This is a genomic window from Pseudomonas sp. KBS0710, assembly GCF_005938045.2.
Lineage (GTDB): Bacteria > Pseudomonadota > Gammaproteobacteria > Pseudomonadales > Pseudomonadaceae > Aquipseudomonas.
In genome coordinates this window covers 1,612,163-1,631,085 of sequence record NZ_VCCF02000001.1, presented here as the reverse complement: position 1 = coordinate 1,631,085, position 18,923 = coordinate 1,612,163, and the positions used below count along the sequence as shown (strand labels likewise).

At 61.7% G+C, this 18,923-nt stretch carries 16 protein-coding genes; 5 read left to right on the top strand and 11 right to left on the bottom strand.

The genetic code is table 11. The features are described 5' to 3' along the window. Window positions 1-99: 99 nt before the first annotated feature. The 3 genes from FFI16_RS07660 to FFI16_RS07645 all read left to right on the top strand — a co-directional run bounded on the left by FFI16_RS07660 (window position 100) and on the right by FFI16_RS07645 (window position 3,268). Window positions 100-342 (top strand): hypothetical protein, encoded by a 243-nt coding sequence (locus tag FFI16_RS07660; RefSeq protein ID WP_178112648.1) that lies wholly within the window; start codon window positions 100-102, stop codon window positions 340-342. Window positions 343-1,341: 999 nt separating this feature from the next. Beyond that, window positions 1,342-2,205: a LysR family transcriptional regulator gene (locus FFI16_RS07650; RefSeq protein ID WP_099549979.1), complete on the top strand. Its 864-nt coding sequence runs from the start codon at window positions 1,342-1,344 to the stop codon at window positions 2,203-2,205. A gap of 58 nt (window positions 2,206-2,263) precedes the next feature. Continuing rightward, window positions 2,264-3,268, top strand: a complete 1,005-nt coding sequence (locus tag FFI16_RS07645; protein WP_138814767.1) for a LacI family DNA-binding transcriptional regulator — start codon at window positions 2,264-2,266, stop codon at window positions 3,266-3,268. On the opposite strand, the gene FFI16_RS07640 is transcribed toward FFI16_RS07645, so the two are convergent. From FFI16_RS07640 to FFI16_RS07615, 6 genes are all read right to left on the bottom strand, one after another. Beyond that, window positions 3,265-3,990, bottom strand: coding sequence for an SDR family oxidoreductase (locus tag FFI16_RS07640; protein ID WP_138814766.1), 726 nt, complete (start codon window positions 3,988-3,990; stop codon window positions 3,265-3,267). The genes FFI16_RS07645 and FFI16_RS07640 overlap by 4 nt on opposite strands. A gap of 137 nt (window positions 3,991-4,127) precedes the next feature. Beyond that, the gene (locus FFI16_RS07635; RefSeq protein WP_138814765.1) at window positions 4,128-5,660 is read right to left on the bottom strand and encodes an FGGY-family carbohydrate kinase; all 1,533 of its coding nucleotides are present in this window, start codon (window positions 5,658-5,660) and stop codon (window positions 4,128-4,130) included. 3 nt (window positions 5,661-5,663) lie between these two features. Beyond that, window positions 5,664-6,743 carry an alcohol dehydrogenase catalytic domain-containing protein gene (locus FFI16_RS07630; protein ID WP_056861332.1) on the bottom strand — a complete coding sequence of 360 codons (1,080 nt, stop codon included), beginning with the start codon at window positions 6,741-6,743 and terminating at the stop codon, window positions 5,664-5,666. Between the two features lie 26 nt (window positions 6,744-6,769). After that, on the bottom strand, window positions 6,770-7,762 hold the full coding sequence (locus FFI16_RS07625; protein ID WP_138814764.1) for an ABC transporter permease: 993 nt from the start codon (window positions 7,760-7,762) through the stop codon (window positions 6,770-6,772). Then, window positions 7,728-9,236, bottom strand: a complete 1,509-nt coding sequence (locus FFI16_RS07620) for a sugar ABC transporter ATP-binding protein (RefSeq protein WP_138814763.1) — start codon at window positions 9,234-9,236, stop codon at window positions 7,728-7,730. Before FFI16_RS07620 ends, FFI16_RS07625 begins: the two co-directional genes overlap by 35 nt. 63 nt (window positions 9,237-9,299) lie before the next feature. After that, on the bottom strand, window positions 9,300-10,223 hold the full coding sequence (locus tag FFI16_RS07615) for a substrate-binding domain-containing protein (RefSeq protein WP_138814762.1): 924 nt from the start codon (window positions 10,221-10,223) through the stop codon (window positions 9,300-9,302). A gap of 322 nt (window positions 10,224-10,545) precedes the next feature. On the opposite strand from FFI16_RS07615, the gene FFI16_RS07610 reads away from it, so the two are divergent. Continuing rightward, entirely contained in the window at window positions 10,546-11,217 is a 672-nt protein-coding gene (locus FFI16_RS07610) for a sterol desaturase family protein (protein ID WP_138814761.1), read from the top strand. 2 nt (window positions 11,218-11,219) lie between these two features. Continuing rightward, window positions 11,220-12,320 (top strand): SMP-30/gluconolactonase/LRE family protein, encoded by a 1,101-nt coding sequence (locus FFI16_RS07605; RefSeq protein ID WP_138814760.1) that lies wholly within the window; start codon window positions 11,220-11,222, stop codon window positions 12,318-12,320. Window positions 12,321-12,370: 50 nt separating this feature from the next. On the opposite strand, the gene FFI16_RS07600 is transcribed toward FFI16_RS07605, so the two are convergent. The 5 genes from FFI16_RS07600 to FFI16_RS07580 all read right to left on the bottom strand — a co-directional run bounded on the left by FFI16_RS07600 (window position 12,371) and on the right by FFI16_RS07580 (window position 18,923). After that, complete coding sequence (locus tag FFI16_RS07600) at window positions 12,371-13,813, bottom strand: hypothetical protein (protein WP_138814759.1); 1,443 nt, start codon at window positions 13,811-13,813, stop codon at window positions 12,371-12,373. Between the two features lie 123 nt (window positions 13,814-13,936). Further along, on the bottom strand, window positions 13,937-14,305 hold the full coding sequence (locus FFI16_RS07595; protein ID WP_138814758.1) for a hypothetical protein: 369 nt from the start codon (window positions 14,303-14,305) through the stop codon (window positions 13,937-13,939). Next, window positions 14,302-15,267 carry a hypothetical protein gene (locus FFI16_RS07590; protein WP_138814757.1) on the bottom strand — a complete coding sequence of 322 codons (966 nt, stop codon included), beginning with the start codon at window positions 15,265-15,267 and terminating at the stop codon, window positions 14,302-14,304. The genes FFI16_RS07595 and FFI16_RS07590 overlap by 4 nt, the downstream gene beginning before the upstream one ends. Before the next feature lie 139 nt (window positions 15,268-15,406). Next, the gene (locus FFI16_RS07585; protein WP_138814756.1) at window positions 15,407-16,471 is read right to left on the bottom strand and encodes a lipocalin-like domain-containing protein; all 1,065 of its coding nucleotides are present in this window, start codon (window positions 16,469-16,471) and stop codon (window positions 15,407-15,409) included. Beyond that, window positions 16,461-18,923 carry an FtsX-like permease family protein gene (locus FFI16_RS07580; RefSeq protein ID WP_138814755.1) on the bottom strand — a complete coding sequence of 821 codons (2,463 nt, stop codon included), beginning with the start codon at window positions 18,921-18,923 and terminating at the stop codon, window positions 16,461-16,463. The genes FFI16_RS07585 and FFI16_RS07580 overlap by 11 nt, the downstream gene beginning before the upstream one ends.

Here is an 18,923-nt window from a genome sequence, read left to right as displayed (position 1 = left end):
CGTGCATGTGCGGTGGCACCCGGCTTATAATCCGCGCTTCATGTTTTGTTGCGCGGATTGTTTCAGATGCTATTTACAAGGACTTTTCTGGCGAGTGCAGTGCTCGCCGTCCTGCCGGTTATGGCCCATGCCACAGCGTTGGACTTGAGCTACGAAGCGCCTGAGCTTGAGGCGGTGCCACACGATGCGCCGGCGACGGCCAAATCGCTGTTTCCAGTTCAGACCCAGGCGCCGGTGACGTTTGAGTACAAGTGCAAGGGGCCGCGTTGTCAGTATGAGGATGACCTGGAGCAGCGGCACGAGGATCAGACTACGCAAAGCTGGTCCATCGGTATTCACTAGGGTTCGGCCTGCCTTGAGCTGAAATGCAATCATCAACTGTGGGAGCTGGCTTGCCTGCGATGGCGGTTTATTGGTGGTGTACATATCCGTTATTTGGGTGATGGCGACTTAGGGTTCCGCCCTGACGGCGGCTCACTTTTGGAAAGGCCCAAAAGTAAGCAAAAGGCCTTCGCCCCAACACTCGGTGCCTCGCTGTGGCTCGGCATGCCCGCAATCCGACAGTGATTTGGGGGCCGCCGCCACGCGCCATCCATGGCGCGGGGCGGCTAAACCGGCATCCCTGCCGGTTTACCCCCCAAATCCCTGTCAGATTCCGGCCATCGTGTTTGACGGGGCGATTTCAGATCAAGATCAAGATCAAGATCAAAAGCGCAGATCAAAAGACCGCTGACTTCGTCATCGAAAAGGATGTAAGGGCCAGAGCAAAGCAGACCTCATCGTCAAAACTACACGCGGTCTAATGTGGGAGCGGGCTTGCTCGCGAATGCAGTGTGTCAGCCAACTCATATGTCACTGACCCACCGCATTCGCGAGCAAGCCCGCTCCCACATTTAGACTGCGTTGCATCAGCTAGATAGGCTTTGCCTTGCACTTGATCTGGCTTTTGCTTCAACCACTCAGGTCGGCTTTCAGGCCGCCGTGCTCTGCTTTTGATCTGCTTTTGATCTCGAATCGCCCCGTTAACCACGATGGCCGAACGCAGGCTTGAATCCGTGGGTAACCCGGCAGGACGCCGGGTTAGCCGCGCTGGGCCAAGGATGGCCCATCGCGGCGGCCCACGGATTCAAGCCGGAGTGAGGGCATGCCGAGCCTAGGCGAGGCACCGAGTGGTGGGGCACAGACCTTTTGGTTACTTTTGGGGCGTTTGCCAAAAGTGACCCGCCGTCAGGGCGGAACCCTAAGTGGCCGTTACCAAGCCAACGGATATACACACCAACCACCAACCACCACCTTGAGCACATTCCATTACACTGTCCCCCATTCATCCCCGGGGGCTTCATGGACATCGAACTGGCACGCACCTTCCTCGAAATCACCCGCTGCGGCAGCCTGGCCGCCGCAGCCGAGAAACTGCACGTCACCCAGACCGCCATCACCGCACGGGTCAAAAGCCTGGAAAGCCAGTTGGGCAGCACGTTGTTCGTGCGCAACCGCGCAGGCGCCAGGCTCACCGCCGATGGCGAGGCGTTTGTGGTGTACGCCAACCAATTGCTGCAAACCTGGGAAGCCGCCAAGCGCGACCTGCCGCTGCCCGATGGCTACCGCAATGTGCTGCATATCGGCGGCGAGGTCAGCCTGTGCAACCCGCTGATGCTCGGCTGGGCCAAGGCCTTGCGCGAACAGATCCCTGGCCACGCACTGCGCACCGAAGTGCGTGAAGGCGAATACCTGTTGCGCCAACTGGAACTGGGCGTACTCGATGCCGCGCTGGTATTCCAGCCGCAATACTGGCCAGGCCTGCAGGTCGAGCAAGTGCTGGAAGAAAAACTGATCCTGGTGCAGTTAACCAGCAAACCCGCCCCTTACGTGTACATCGACTGGGGCCCAGGCTTTCGCCAGCAACACGACGCCGCCCTGCCCGACAAAGCCCGCGCCGCGCTGAGTTTCAACCTCGGGCCGCTGGCCTTGCAGTACATCCTGGAAAACGGCGGCGCCGGGTATTTTCGCACGCGGGTGGTGCAAAGCTACCTGGACAGCGGCGTCATGCAGCGCGTCCCGAAAGCGCCGGAATTCAGCTTCCCGACCTACCTGGTCTACTCACGGGCGCGGGATTCGGCGGTGCTGCAGCAGGCGCTGGGGCTGCTGCGCGAAGTGGTCAAGGCCGAAAGCGACTGGTCACAACGCTGGGACCCGCTGATTTGAATCACCCTACACCCGCGCGCATGCTAGCCTGCGGATGTTTCCCAGCGCAGCCTTACCGATGAACAAGAAAAAGTCCGTCACCATCAGCGACATCGCCAAACGGGTGGGCATGACCACCATCACGGTGTCCCGCGCATTGAGCAAGCCCGATCTGGTCAAGCCCGCCACCCTGGCGCGTATTCTCGAAGTGGCGCGCGAGCTTGACTACGTGCCCAACGCCTTCGCACGCGGGCTCAAGCGCAGTGAGAGCCTGATCATCGGCGTGATCACCGCCTCGGTCGACAACCCGTTCTACAGCGAGATGATCAAGGCGATTTCGCGCGAGGCGAAGCAGCACGGCTACACCATCATGCTGGTGGACACCGATGAGCTGGAAGAACTCGAAAGCAAAGCTGTCGATACCCTGCTGGGCTATCGCGTCGCGGGGATTATCTTGTCGCCGGTCTCGGACGAGCCCAGCTACCAGCCCGACTACCTGGAGCGCCTGGGCAACGGCAAAACCCCGGTGGTGCTGCTCGACCGCACGCTCCACGACAGCCCGTTCAGCCGCGTGGTGCTCGACAACTACCACAGCGGCATCCAGGCCGCGCACTACCTGCTGCGCAACACGCCCGACCTTAAACGTCTGCTGGTACTGACCGGCCCGGAGCATTCACGTATCACCGTGGAACGCCTCAAGGGTTTACGTGAAGTACTGGCGCAGCACCCGCATGTTCAAGTTGAAGTGCAGGCCGGCGACTACACGCTGATGCCGTCTTACCTGCACACCCTCGACTACCTGGCCGAGCACTCGGCACCCGATGCGATCATGGGTTTCAACCAGTTGATCACCCTCGGCGCCCTGCGTGCCTTGCGCATGCACAACATTGCCCACGACAGCCTGACCATCTGCGGCATCGACCGCCTGCCCTTCGCCGATATCTTCGGCGTGCCGATCGCCTGCGTGGCCCACGACGCCTCACTGGCCGGCAGCAGCGCGGTACGCCTGCTGCTTGACCGCTTGCAAGACCCGTACAAGCCACGGGATAAGGTGGTGATCGCCGGCGTGCTGGAAAACGGCTAGCGGCTGGTGTAGCCGCCATCGATCGGCAGGCTGACGCCGCTGATCATGCTGGCGGCATCGCTGAGCAGAAACAGCACCGGCAATGCGACTTCCACGGTTTGTGCGAAACGCCCCAGTGGAATGGCCGCCAGCGCCGGGTCGCGCCTGGCCGGGTCAGACCAGGCCTTGGTCGCCATGGGCGTCAGCGTGACCGTGGGGTTGACGCTGTTCACACGAATGCCAAAGCGGCCCCACTCGGCGCATTGCACGCGGGTGATCGCGTCCAGTGCGGCCTTGGAGGCGCAGTAGCCGAGGTGATCGTCCAGCGCCACCAGTGACGCCTGGCTGGAGACATTGACGATGCTGCCGGCGATGTTGGCTTCGATCATTTTAGCCGCCACTCGGCTGGCGACCTGGGCGGCAGCGCGGGCGTTGACCTGCATGACTTGATCGAACGCCTCAGCGCTGATGGCGGCGGCAGGTTCCAGGCGTGAAATACCGGCGCAGTTGACCAGGCCATGCAGTGGCGGCAAATCTGACAGGGCTTTATCCAGGGCGATGCTGTCGGCGATGTCCACGCATAGGCGGTTGCAGCCCAGCTGTGACAGGGCTTGCGCGTCGCGGCCAAGGGCGAACACCTCGGCACCGGCGGCAATCAGCTGTTGGGCGATTTCGCGACCGATGCCGCTGCTGGCACCGGTGACGAGGATGCGCTGGCGGGTGAAGTTGAAGGTGGTGGTCATGGTCACTTCTCAATAGACAATGAAGATCCCTGTGGGAGCTGGCTTGCCTGCGATGACGGTGGGTCAGTCAGCTCATTTTTCACTGATACACCGCTATCGCAGGCAAGCCAGCTCCCACACTTTTGATCTGTGTTGGATCAGTTGGTTTGCAGGTTGTGCATGATCGGTTTGAGGGCGGGATACAGCTTCAGGTACTCAGCAAACGCCCGGTCATACGTCATGACATTTTCGCGCTTGGGCTGTGCCCGCAACTCCAGCTGCACCCAGCCTTTGTCCATCTCGCCATCACTCACCAACCCCACCGTATGCGCCGCCAGCAACGCCGCACCCAGGGCCGCTTCCACCTCCTGAACAATGGTGTAGACCGGGTAACGCGTGACATCCGCGATAATCTGCATCCACAAATCCGAATGGCTCGCGCCACCCACCACGATCAAACGTGGGTCCAGCGAATGCGCGCCCTGTGTACCGGCCTCAATGTTGTGGCGCAGGGCAAAACTCACGCCTTCAAGCACTGCGCGGTACAGGTGAATACGGCTGTGATACAGGTTCAGCCCGACAAAACTGCCGCTGGCGCGGTCGTCCCATACCGGGCTGCGTTCGCCCATCAGGTACGGCAGGAACAGCAAACCTTCGCTGCCCGCCGGAACCTGGGTGGCGCTCTGTTCCAACAGCACCAGGCTGTCCTGGCCGGTGGCCTGGGCCTGCTGTTCTTCGGCCTGGCAGAACTGCTCGCGAAACCAGCTGACCGACGCCCCGGCGGTGATCGCGCCGCCAAAGATGTACAGGTCCCGATGGCCGTTGTAGACATGCGGCATGCTCACCAGCCCGTGGTGTGCGTCCACGTGCTGGTTCAAATAACCCCAGCACATGCTGGTGCCGATCATCGCCACATGGTTGCCCGGCTGCGTAACACCCGCTGCCAGCGTCGCCATCGCCGCGTCCACACCGCCGGCCAGGATCGGCGTACCGGCCTGCAAGCCCAGGCGCGTGGCCCAGCTTTCGAGCAAACCGCCCACCACTTCACCGGAGTACAGCAACCGCTCAGGCATCATGGCCTGTGGAATGCCCAGCGCATCGAGCATCTCGGCAGACCAGCCGCGCGCCTTCACGTCGTAGACGCCACCGATATTGCCGGCGCTGCTATGGTCCACGGCCAGCTCACCGGTAAGGCACCAGTTGATATAGCTGTTGGGCGGCAGCAGGTAGCGCGTGTCGGCCCACACCTGCGGCTGATGCTGCTTGAGCCAGAGCATCTTGGTGAAGCCGTAGTAGCTGTCCACCGAGTTGCCGGTGATTTCGAACAAGCGCTCCAGGTCCAGGTGCTCACGCACCCACGCCACCTGCTCGCCCGCGCGGCGGTCCATCCAGATCAGGCACGGGTGCAGCGGCTTTATCTGCGCGTCAACGGCAATCCCCGAACCGCCGTACAGGCTGCTGATGCACAGCGCCTTGACCTGCCCGGCCGCCACGCCAGACTTGGCCATGCACTGCGCCACACACGCCTCGACCGCCTCCAGCCACACCTGCGGCCATTGCTCGGCCCAGCGCACTTTCGGAGTATCGACGCGATACCCCTGGCTGTGCTGGGCGATGATCGTACCTTGACCATCCACCAGCAGTGCCTTGGTGCTCTGGGTTCCTATATCGACACCCATTACATAGTTCATAGATCAAATCACCGGCTTCAACAGCACCTTGATCGATTTGGTTGAGTTGGCCAACGCGAAGGCCTCGGCAAAATCATCCAGCGGGAAGTCATGGGTCACGATGCCCTTGGACGTCACCAGGCCGCGCTCGAACAGGTCGATAGCGATCGGGTAGCAATACGGCCCGAGGTGCGCGCCGCGCACGTCCAGCTCCTTGCGGTCGCCGATGATCGACCAGTCGACGCTGGTCTCGGCGCCGAACACGCTGAACTCGACAAACCGCCCGAGCTTGCGAATAAGGTCCAGGCCTTGGGTCACGCCCGCCGGCACGCCGGTGGTTTCGATGTACACGTCGCAGCCATAGTTATCGGTGAGGCCGTTGATGATCTCGCGGGCATTGTCGCGGGACGGGTTGATCACCACGTCGGCGCCGAACTGCTTGGCCAGTTCCAGGCGCTCGTCGACCATGTCGATCACCACCAGTTTTTTCGGGGTTTTCAGCGCAGCCACCTGAACCATGCACAGCCCCAACGTCCCGGCCCCGGCGATCACCACTACGTCATCGAGCTGTATTTCGCCACGGTTGACGGTGTGGATCGAACACGCCATCGGTTCCACCAGCGCCGAGTCTTCCAGCGACACCGACTCAGGAATCTTGTGCACGATGGCGGTCTTGGGAATGCGCATGTACTGGGCCATGCCGCCTTCGGCGACTTCACGCTGGAAGCCGAAGATGTTGTGCACTTCGCACATCCAGTACTTGCCCGACTTGCAGAAGCGGCATTTGCCGCACGGCACGATCTGCTCGGCGATCACCTTGTCGCCCACCGCCACTTCAAAGTGCTCGCCGGCGCCCTCGCCCACTTCTTCCACGTAGCCGAAAAACTCGTGGCCCGGCACCACCGGCGCCTTGACCCACGGGTTGTCGCCGCCCCAGAACATCGCCGCGCCGGAGTGGCACTTGCAGTCACTGGCGCAGATGCCGCAGGCGGCGATGCGGATCACCAGTTCATTGGGGCGCGCCTTGGGTTTGCCGATGCGTTCCAGGCGGTAGTCTTTGGGGCCGTGGCAGACGACGGCTTGCATCTCGGTGTGCTTGTCCATGGGTTCGGTCCTTTCTTGTCAGGTGTTTATTTATGGCGCTGACGGCTGATAAAAATCGCCAGCAAAATGATCCCGCCCTTGATCACGCTCTGGACGTAGGGCGAGACCCCGAGCATGTTCAAGCCGTTATTGAGTACGCCCAGCAGCATGGCGCCGAGCAAGGTGCCGACAATGACCCCGCGCCCGCCGGCAATCGACGCACCGCCAAGTACCACCGCCGCAATCGCATCCAGCTCGAACGACACGCCGGCATTCGGCTGGCCGCTCATCAAGCGTGAGGTGAGCACCAGCCCGGCAATCGCTGCGGTCAAGCCGCTGATGCCGTACACCAGCAACTTGAAGCGCGCCGCCCGCACGCCCGACAACCGCACCGCTTCTTCATTGCCGCCGATGGCATAGATGTAGCGGCCGATGCGCGTGTGTTGCAGCAATACATAGGCGGCAAAGTAGGTGACCAGCATGATCAGGATCGGCACGTCGACGCCGAACAGGCTCTGGCGGCCGAAGAAACCGAACCACTCCGGCAGCCCGGAAATCGGGTAGCCGTCGGTGTACATCAGGCCCAGGCCACGGGCGATGCCCATGGTCGCCAGGGTGACGATGATCGGCGGCATGTGCAGGTAAGCGACGAACAAGCCGTTGCCGATACCGAAGGCCACACCGATGAGCATGCCGGCGCCAATCGCCAGGCCCGGCGGCAGGCCCGCGACCATAAGGCCTGCGGTCAAGGTGCCCGACAGTGCCATCACCGGCCCCACCGACAGGTCGATGCCACCGGTGAGAATCACGCAGGTCATGCCCACCGCGATAATCGCGTTGATCGACACCTGGCGCGCAATGTTCGACAGGTTGCTGGTGGTGAGGAAGTTGTCGCTGGCAAAGATCATCACCAGGGTCACCACCACCAACCCCACAAAGGGATAAAACGCCGGCGAGCGCAGCAGCCGTGCCAGGTTCAGGCGCAGTCGGCTGGTGTCGCCGGTATTAATGGACATATTCACTTGAGCCCCCTGTTGCATGGCGCATGACCTCTTGTGGGTTGACGGCGGCCGCTTCCAGCAGCTTGACGATGGCGCCCTTGTGGAACACGGCGACGCGGTCGCACATGCCGATGACTTCGGGCAGTTCGGAAGAAATCATGATGATCGCGTAACCTTGTTCGGTGAGGCTGCGCATCAGCGCGTAGATCTGCGCCTTGGCGCCGACGTCGATGCCGCGCGTGGGTTCGTCGAACACCAGCACGTCGCAGTGGTGGTTGATCCAGCGTGCGATCACGACCTTTTGCTGGTTGCCGCCACTGAGGTTGAACACGCGGCTTTCGCCGCTGGGCGCCTTGATCGACAGCTGACGCATCAACGCGTCGACGCTGGCGCATTCCTTGGCCTTGTCGATCAGGCCCGAGGCGTTCTGGTACTTGGGCAGGTTGTTCAAAGAGATGTTTTCGCGAATGCTGAAATCAGTGATCAGCCCTTCGCTCTTGCGGCTTTCCGGGAGCAGGCCGATGCCGTGGGCCAAGGCTTGCGCCGGGTCATCCAGGGTGACTTTCTCGCCGCGCAACCACACCTCTTTGCTCACCGACGGCAGCGCACCCATCATGCCCAGCGCCAGCTCGGTGCGACCGGAGCCGACCAGTCCGGCAAAGCCGAGGATCTCGCCCTTGTGCAGCTGGAAGCTGTTGTGCGGGCCATTGCGCACCAGCTGGATATCCTTGACCTCCAGCAGCAACGGGCCACGAGTGGTAGTCGGTTTGGGCGGAAAGCTGTTTTCCAGGCGTCGGCCGACCATCATCTCGACGAGCCGGTCGATATCACTGTCGGCCACGTCGGTCACGCCCACATTGCCGCCATCGCGCAACACGCTGATGCGGTCGCACACCTGGAAAATCTCCTCCAGGTGGTGAGAGATAAAGATCACCGCCACACCCTGGCGCTTGAGTTCGCGCATGATCTCGAACAGCAACTCGGCTTCGCTGGGCGTGAGGGTGGCGGTCGGTTCATCGAGTACCAACAGGCGCGCATCCAGGGCCAGGGCCTTGGCGATCTCTACGAATTGCTGCTCGGCCACGCTTAGGTGCTTGACCGCGCATTGCAGGTTGATACTCACGCCCAGGCGCTTGAATAACGCCTCGCTGGCCTCGACCATTTCGCGCTTGCGCAGCAGGCCGAAGCGGTTGCTCAACTCATGCCCGAGGAAGATGTTTTCAACCGCCGTGAGATAGGGAATCAGGCTGAATTCCTGGAACACGATGCCGATACCGGCAGCGATCGCGTCGCGGTAAGTGGCAAACTTTTGCGCCTGGCCATCGATCAAAATCTGCCCTTCGTCCTGATGCTCGACGCCGCCGAGGATCTTCATCAGGGTCGACTTGCCCGCGCCATTTTCACCCAGCAGCGCATGAATTTCGCCGCGCTCGACCTGCAGGTTGATGGACTTGAGGGCCTGTACGCCCGGGTAGCGCTTACAGATATTTTCCAGCTTCAGAAGACTGCTCATACCGCCGACCTCGTATTCAGAAGGAGACCTCAAGCCCCACGGCTCACGTGGGGCCGGGGCGATTTACCAGCTGAAATCCTTGGCCTTGGCCTGGTCGATCAAAGTGATGTCGACGGGAATGGTGGCCGGTACTTGCGAGCCCCACTTCTTGGCCAGGGCGATGCCCAGGGCCAGGCGGATCTGGTCGCGCGGGTATTGCGCCGAGGTGGCGATGAACTTGCTGCCGGGCTTCTGGATCGCCTTGATGGCTTCCGGTGCGCCGTCGACGCTGACCAGTTTTACGTCCAGGCCGCTGGCTTCGATGGCCGACAATGCGCCGAGGGAGCCGTTGTCATTCACGCTGAAAATACCCTTGAGACCCGGCTGGGCCTGCAGCATGTTTTCGGTGACGGTCAGCGCCTGGTCACGTTCCTGCTTGCCGTTCTGGATACTGACAATCTTGATGTCCGGGTGCTTGGCCACCGCTTCTTTGCAGCCGCGCACACGCTCAAGGATCGGCACCACGGCAATGCCGTCGAGGATCGCGATATTGCCTTTGTCGCCGATGTTCCTGGCCAGGTATTCACAGGCCTGGAAGCCGGCGTCGAAGTTTTTTGAACCGACGAAGGAGTCCAACGGGCCGTCGGCCTGGGCGTCCACCGCGACCACCACCACGCCGGCAGCGTGGGCAGATTTGACCGCCGATTGCACGCCCACCGAGTCGGTGGGGTTGATCAGCAGGATATCGATGCCTTTTTGCAGCATGTCTTCGACATCGCTGACCTGCTTGGACACGTCGTGGCGGGCGTCGGTGATGATCAGCTTCGCACCGATGGTCGCGCCGGCTTCTTCGAGGGCGTTTTTCATGGTGACGAAATAAGGGTTGTTGATTTCCTGGAAGGAGGCGCCGATGCGGATCGGTTTGGCGGCGTCGGCAAACGCTGCGCCGGTGGCGCCGAGGGTGATGCTGAAAGCCAGTAAACACAGGGTTTTCGGGAGCATTTTCATGGCGTGGTTCTCTGTTTTGTTTTTATTTTTAGAGCAAATGTTATCGTTAACATTTTGCGAGAAGCTAGCAAGTAAATCAGGCCTGTGCAAGCCCCCGTTGGTCGCCCGCGGTTCAAGTTTGGGAGCTGGCTGGCTTGCGATAGCATCTACTCGCTCTACCTGACACACCGAGGTGTCTGCATCGCAGGCAAGCCAGCTCCCACAAAAGCCTGTTTCCACACAAGCCAGCTCCCACACTTGAACCGCGTACTGCGCAAAAACTCGCACTATTGCGCGTAACAACTAAGCTCAGGCTCCAACAAAAAAACCAGAGCTTGCCGCCATGGCCCATCCTACCGAGACCTTCCGCGCCCGCTACCGCGCCGCCGTGAGCGCCCGATACAACCCCTGGCTGCACGCCAGTTTCGTGCTCGGCTACGGCATCGTCTGCATAGCCCTGGCCTGGTCCTCCACCGCACACATCACCGCGCTGCAGTGGCTGACCGTGCCCCTGACGCTGGTGTTTTTCAACCTGTGCATTTACCTCGTGCACCGCCACCTCGGCCATCACAAACACAGCCTGGCCCGGCTGTTCTACGCGCGCCACACAGGTGACCACCACAGTTTTTTCACCCCCGGCCACATGACCTACGACAGCCCCCGAGACTGGCGCGTGATTCTGTTCCCGGCCTGGCTGATCGTGCTGCACAGCCTGGCGATCACCCTGCCCGCCTGGTGGCTGCTAAAGCAATTGAGCCCCAATGTCGCCGGGCTGTTTGCAGGGTGCATGATCCTTGGGTATTTACTTTACGAAGTGTTTCACGCCTGCGAACACCTGCCCGCCGAGCACCCGGTGGCGCGCCTGCCATGGATTCGCCAGATGCACCAGTTGCATGCCCTGCACCACCGCCGTGAGCTGATGCAGGGGCGCAATTTCAATATCGTCCTACCACTGATGGATTACCTGTTCGGCACCCTGCACTGGGAGCCGAACGCCCACGACAACCAGGAATAGTCATGAGTACCCGTCCCAAAAAACTGCGCCATTTACTGTTCGTACTGCTGCTTGCAGTCATCGCTTTTCTGCTGCTGATGCCGACCAAAGTGCAACCGGTGAACTGGTCGCCACCCAAGGCGCCTTCACTCAAAGACGGCGCCTACGCCGAGAACCAGCGGCTCAAGGGCATTGAAAAAATCGGCGCACAGGACCTCGCCGGCCCCGAAGCCTTGCTGCTCGACCCCCAGGGTTTTCTGATCAGCGGCCTGCAGGACGGGCGCATCATCCGCACCTCGCCAAACAGCCACACCCTGGAGGTGCTCGCCAACACGGGCGGCCGCCCCCTGGGGCTGGCGTTGCACCCCGATGGGCGCTTGATCATTGCCGATGGGGTCAAGGGGTTGCTTGCCTTGGATGCCAACCGCCAACTCAAGCTGTTGAGCAACAGCGCTGACGGCGTGCCCTTTGGTCTCACCGACGATGTGACCGTCGATGCCGGCGGGCGCTATGCCTATTTCAGCGATGCGACGAGCCGCTGGGGCTATGGCCAGGACGGCACAGCGGTGATCGAGCATGGCGGCGACGGGCGGTTGCTGCGCTATGACTTCAGTCACGGCACCACCGAGGTATTGCTGGACCGGCTGCAATTTGCCAATGGCGTGACCCTGGGCCCGGATGAAAACTACGTATTGGTGAACGAAACCGGCGCCTACCGCATCAGTCGCTACTGGCTCAAGGGCGAACGCAGCGGCACCCACGACCTGTTTATCGACAACCTGCCTGGCCTGCCGGACAACCTCAGTTTCAACGGCCGCGATCGCTTCTGGGTCGCGCTGTATTCACCGCGCAACCCGTTGCTGGATGGTTTCGCCGGCTACCCGTTGTTGCGCAAGGTGATGGTGCGCGCATTGATGGTGGTGCCCAAGCCCATCGAGCGCAAAGCCTTTGTGCTGGGGCTGGACACTGATGGCAAGGTCATCGCCAACTTGCAGGATGGCACGGCGGGCAATTTCTCGCCGATCACCACCGCCCGCGAATACGGCGACTGGTTGTACCTGGGCTCGCTCACGAGTAACAGCATGGCGCGCCTGCCGTTGAAACTGGCGCTCGCCGGCGAATAACAAAAAGGGGCAGCCTGTTCAGGCTGCCCCTTCTGATTTACATCACGGTATCAATGGATGATGTCTTGGGTGCAGATGTGCCCAAAGGTCACATACTGCACGTTATCACCGCCGACACCCACGCCCGGGAACTCGTCCAGCTCGATACGCCAGCCGCCGAAGTTGAAGGTGGTGTCCCAGGTGTACTGCACGCCGGTGCTGCTGTCCGGATACTGCACGCGGTTATCGCCAAAGCAGGTACCGAGCGCGGCACTGGCCTGGGATGTGCCGGCACTGTTGGTGGTGGCCTTGAAGTCGGTCCAGTGGAACTCGGTGCCCTCAAAGCGCTTGTCGACACGCAGCACAGGTGTGACGCCCAGCAACGGCGCACCCGTGGAATCGGACCAGTTGGTGGTCCAGTTCAATGTGCGCCCCGCCTGCGTCGCCATCCAGAATATCGATGCCGGCACCCGCACGATGTTGTCGCCGGTGACTTGCGAGCTGTTCAGGCGTGGCGCAGAGCCGAGGCTCAGTTTGTAGTACTTGCTCGGGTCCTGCGTCACGGCCGGGTTGGCCCGCACACGTACCTTGACGGTGGTACCCGGTGTGACGCTCGGGTAAGTGGAGGTAGAACCGGCTGGCACGACGATCCAGTTGACGCCATCAAAGCGCTCGAAGATCCACTGGTTACGGCTGCCACTGTCATCGCCTGCCAGGTACATGCTCACGGCCTGGCCACGCACGGCCTTGAAGTCGAAGTAATCGACGTCGTTGGCGTTGTCGAGGTTGCCGCTCACCTTGTTCATCGAGTCCGGCAGCGCAAAAGCGTCTTGCGGCGTGTCGTTGGGCTCGAAGGCATCGATGTTGGTGTCTGCCGCTACGCCAAAACTGAACTGCGCGTTGGTGGCGGTCTTGGCCACCATGTACCAGTAGTAGTCACCGGCCGGCAGCACGCCGTCGATGTATTCATCGGCATTGCCGGCGTTATCGGCGGTGGCCAGCAGTTGCAGGTTGCCTTGGCCGTCGTCGCGGAACAGACTCAGCGACATGTCGGCGCCGGCACTCTGGTTGATCAACTGCACCAGCACCCGCGCGCTTTTTGGCAGGTTGAAGTGGTAAGGGAAATCCTGGCCCGTCTGCACTTCACTGATGGTGTAGAGGGTGTTGATATCCAGGGTCGGAAACAACGGTACAAAGGCGGCGACCGCTGCACTTTTCAGCGTGTCCTGACTCGGCTTTTTCAACGCGCCGATAACGGTGTTGAACGGTGCGGATTTGGCCGCTTTAGTGACCGCCTTGGCCTTGCCGTCCCGCGCACCCAGGAGCTTTTGCCGCAGCTCCTCCGAAATCGGCACCGCAGTGAGCGTGCCGCCAGGTTTGAGCGCGTCAATCTCGCTTTGGCTGACTGTGCCAGGGGTGAGTTTGGGGAGGGTAAGATCGGCCAGGGCAGAGGCCGAGATAAAGCAGGAGGCCATCATGGCCGCGCCCAGCATAAGGGCTTTGGTTGGTTTCATTTTTTATCCATCCATAGTTAAAAAATTGAAGCTTCAGGTGATCGGTGACATCCGGTCACCTGGGATGGAATGTAGAACAATACTGTATATCTGTACAGTTATTTTTAAGCGTATTTTCGTGCTCTACCATTTCATCCAAATACACCAGGCGGTCGCACTGAAAAACCAAACCATTCCAGACAAATAGGGCCAAAGCGCCCAACGCTTCAAGCTCAAGGGAACTGCAGCCAGCTCTGCCCGGGTGACATAGCCCCTCCTCACGCACAGATTTGGAAAGAACAAAAAGCCTACGATCAGGCTCGTGCGCTTGAACCTGTCTCTGGCGCGATTTCGCCACCAATAACGCTTGTTGTCACATACCATCGTGTTGGCGCTGAAACAGCTCTCCAGTTCATCTAGCTTTGTGTTCTCGACGAATACCATTAGGCCGTATGAAACGCCTGGTGATACTGCGAGAACAATCACGCACACCGTGTAGAGGATCGTGCTCATATACTCTCCGGTTGATAAATCAGATCACCGACCATTTCGCCCCCGAGCCCGCCTATGCTCCCACCCACAGCACCTCCGGCAGCGCCCCCGAGAACCCCACAAGTCAGTTCGCCTCTCCCTTTGAGCGCGATCCCCATGACCATCGAACATACACGGCGTGTCACCTTTGCCCCCAAGGCACCGCCGCGCGCAGCGCCTGCAACACTGCCCAGCAACTTCGCTGGTTCCACATACTTCGCCCTTCTACACTGCGCCTCCCTTCCCGTCATACACGCCTCCTTGACCTCCAACCCTGTCACCCCCACATCCATGGCCAACCCCACATAAGTCCCCTTCCCCAACCACTTCGACACTTGCGCCACGTCCCCGACCCGTTGCGCATACCCCGCAATCTCACCCTTATGCAGAAAGCTTTTGGTCGATATCCCCAGCACCTTCTTCAACGATTGATTGCCCCGCAACCCCGTGCCAAACCGCGCCGCGCCTTGCAGTCGCGCGTCCAACTGCCGAAACAGCCCTTGGCGCTGACGAGCAAACTCATCTCGGTCCAACCCACCGCCCTTCAATCGTTGATGCAAGCGCTCAATCGCCTCCAGGGTCTGCGCCACTTCATCCAGATGCCGCCCCCACGCCGACGTGGCGCTGCCGATACCGATCGAGCCATTTGCCAGCAAGCTCTGCAGCAAGTCGTAGTTATTGATCACCGCCGAGCCGGCCGATGGCTCCAGCCGCCAGCGGATCTGCTCGCCATAACGCATCAACCAGGCTTCTACACTGCGACAGCTGAAGCTGAAGTCGTCAGGGATGATCACCAGTTGCCCCGGCGTTACCAGGCCAGTTCGCAAGTGCCGGTTCAACACGTCAAAGTGATCAGAACGCTGACGATTTGGCGCCCCGCCCATCGCCCTGGATTTCAGACTGTTGTAGTCCGTTGTGCGGTCATTGATGAATCCCTGCGCCATGCCTTCCGTCCCGGATGCAATGAAGATGGCGTCGGAATATAGGCAAGCGCGGGCGCCCCGCACACAAGGGCGGGCGCGGGAAATCACATTTGGGAAGTTGCCTACTCGGCAGAGAAAAATCGCCTACAAAACACAGCGATTAATACCCGGTCATCTCCAGATACCCCACACCACCGTCAAACTGCACCGGCCCTTCCCAGTACGGAATACTCAGATTCATCCAGGCCTTCGGGTTGACGGCCTGGGGCGTGATGTCCAGTTGTTTGCCGGGGATTTTCAATGACCAGCGCGTAGGAACAGTGCGCCCGTCAATCTCGGTGCTGGCCAATGGTGTGAGCTGGATATCGGCATTGTGCAGAGTCTGGGTGTGCCCTTCGCGGTCGATCCAGGTGCCGGTCAGATAACCCGCTCCGTCCTTTTGCCGCACGCGAAACAGCATCAACTGCTCGCCACGGTCCAGGTGCAGGGAGAACCAGTCCCAGCCGGTCTGGCTGGCGGCCAGCGGCTGGCTGCTCCATTCGCGGTCGAGCCAGGCCGGGCCGCTGACCTGGTAGGTGGCGCCGTCGAGGGTGACGTTGCCCGTTGCGGTAAAAAACGGCTGGCTGTAGTAGTAGGACGCCTGGCCTTGATCCGATTTACGGCTGTCGCCGTTATCGCCTTGCAGCACCAGCGGGCGGCTGGAGGTCAGGTGCAAATCGTAGGCAAACTGTGGGCCTGCGGCCTTGAGCTGCATATCAGCCAAGGCGCTGGCGGCACCGGGACGGGTGGCGAAACGCCAATCGTCGAGCCAGGCAGTGAATGGCGCTGCCTGTGCGCCTGCCTGGCCCACGCCACCACGGGCGTAGCGCTCCGCGGCGTAATGCCGGGTGGCGGACGTGACGGCGGCGTGGCCCAGCCAGATCGTTGAGTCGCGCCAGCCCGCGAGTACAGGCCCGGCCTTCAGCGCATTGCGAAACAGTGTCCATTGCACGCCGAACACATGGCCTTGGGCATCCTTGAGGTTGGCGGTGACGTACCACCATTCGATGCGAAAGCCTGGGTGCGGGCCGTGGTCCTCGGGAAAGCTGAAGACCTTGCCAGGCACCACCTGGGCAAAATCCGCCGCGGCGCTGCCAAGGCCGGCGAAGCTTTCCGGCGGCGCGGGGGCTTTGTCGCAGGCGGTCAATAGCAATACGGCGGCCCACCACCAGGCTTTAATCTTCATTGGCAAAGGTCCTCAGCAAATCCGCCGGGCGACTGCGGTACAACTGCCATAGCGGCCAAGCCGAGGCCAGCAGCGTGGCAAGCAGTGCCAGCCCCAACAATCGCGCCAGTTGCCACGGGAACACTTGCAATGGCAGGCGCCATCCGAACGCCTGCACATTGATTACCGCGTCCAGGCACCACGCCAGCAGCAGGCCCAAGGGCAAGGCCAATACCAGCGTCAACACCGCCAGCAGCCAGGTTTGGCCGAGGTTGAGCAGCATCAGTTGCCGGCGCGTCACGCCCAGTGCCCATAGCGGTGCGAGTTGGCCAAGGCGGCTTTGGCTCTGGGTCAGCAGGCTGATAAACAACGCCACACCGGCGACACCCAGGGTCAGGCTGTTGAGTGCGGCGGTGGCGGCGAAGGTGCGTTCGAACACCTGGCTCGACCAGCCTTTGAGCTGCTGCTGGTCGACGATACGGCTGTCCTCCAGGGCAAAGTCGCGCCGCACTTCCTGCACCAGTGCCGGTACATTCTCGGGCAGTACGCGCAGGTTGAAGCGCGCCGGTGCCAGGCCCGGCCAGTGCGCCAGCAAGTGTTGCGAATTGACCAGCAGATGGCCCTTGGGGTTGCCGTAGTCGGCGTAAACCCCCACCACCTTAGGCGACCACACGCCTTGCGGCGTAGGCAGCTTGATGGCGTCGCCCAGGCCCACCTTCAAGCGGCGCGCCAACTGCTCGCTGAGCATCACGCTATCGCCCTGCAGCAGTTGGTCCCACGGTGCGCTTGCGGCTTGCAGCAGCGGCCAGTGCTGGCGATAGGTTGGATCGTCGACCACCCCGAACACATCCGCCGGCCAGCCCTGCAGTTGCACCGCCACCTGCCAAGTGGGCAGCACCGCCTGCACCAGCGGTTGCTGCGCCAACCAGCTGGAAAGTTGCTCGGCCTGGGCCGGGTTTTGCGGGTTGAGGTACAGCTCGGCGGTAAGGCGTTGTTCCAGCCAGTTATTGAATGTCTGGCGAAAACCCGAGGTCATGGAGCCTGCACCAATGTTCGCTGCCAGGGCCAACAGCAACGCCATCAACGCCAGGCTCAAGGCCGGCAATTGCTGGCGGCAGTCGGCTAGAAACCACTGGCCCAATACTGAACGGCTGCGTCCCAGCACCGCCGTCAACAGGCCGTTGAGCACCACCGGCAAGCCGAGCGCCGCGCCCAGCAGCAAGGCGGCCATCAGCACAAACCCGGCAGTGAGGCTGTTGCCCCACCACAGCGCCAGCACTGCAATCGCCAACGCTGTAGCCGCCACCCAACCCTGACGTCGCAGCCAACGCCCGTGCGCCTCGTGCCAGGCCTGGGCATTGGCCAGCGCCAGCAAGGGCAAACGCGCCGCGCGCCACAGGCTGCTGGCACCCGCCAGCAGGGCGCCGAGCAGGCTCAAGCCCAAGCCGGCCAGCCACCACCACGGGCTGAGGCTCAACTGGCCCGCCACCTCGGCGCCATACAGGCCGCGCAGGCTGGCGGCCACATCCGGCAGCAACAGGCTGGCCAGCAGGTAACCACTGATCACCCCCAGCACGCCGCCCAGCAACGACAACACGCCCAGCTCAACCGCCAGGCTGACGATCAGCAGGCGCGCGCTGACCCCGCAGGCACGCAAGGTGCGCAGCAAACCACGGCGTTGTTCCAGGGCCAGGCCGATGGCGGCGTGGACAATAAACAGGCCGACCACAAAGGATAAAAAGCCCAAGGCATCGAGGTTCAGGTGAAAGCTCTCGGTCAGGCGCGAGAGGTTGTTGTCCTCGCCTTGCTTGAGTTGCAGCGCGGCGGGCGGCGTCGGCTGGGTGGCGGCAAAGGCCTTGTCCACCAGCAGGCGCGACAGGCGCCCCGGCATGTCCAACAACGGTTGGGCGAAGCCAATATCGGTCAGCAACAGGCCGGGGGCCATGTCGGGCTGAACCTGCAACGGCGGCAACCGTTGCCCGCTCGCCGTCAGCGGTTGCGCACCGGCCTGTAACCCCAACGCCTGCAAGGTTTGCGCGGCGATCCAGGTTTGCCCGGGCGAGTTGAAAAACCCGAGCATCTGCGCCTGGCTCAAGCGCTGCCCCGCCACCGCACCGCCACCGGGCAAGGACAACGGCTCGATGCCCATCAATTGCAGGCGCAGATCTTCATGCCCCTTGAGCAGCAGCCGCCCCTGCACCACCGGCGACACCGGCCAGCCGGCGCGGCGCAGTTCGGCAAACAGCGCTTGGGGGAAGCTCGCGCCGTCCGGCGCACTCAGGCTGGCTTGGGGCTCACCGCCAATCAGTTGGCTGGCACGCGCATAGCTGTCGCGGGCCTGGCTGTTAAGGGCTTGCACGCCGGTCAACAGCGCGGTGGCCAGCCACAGGCCGGTGAGCACGCTGAAAAACTGCACCGGGTGGCGCCGCCAATGGCTCAACAGTGCGCGCAGTGCCCAATAAAATACCCTCAT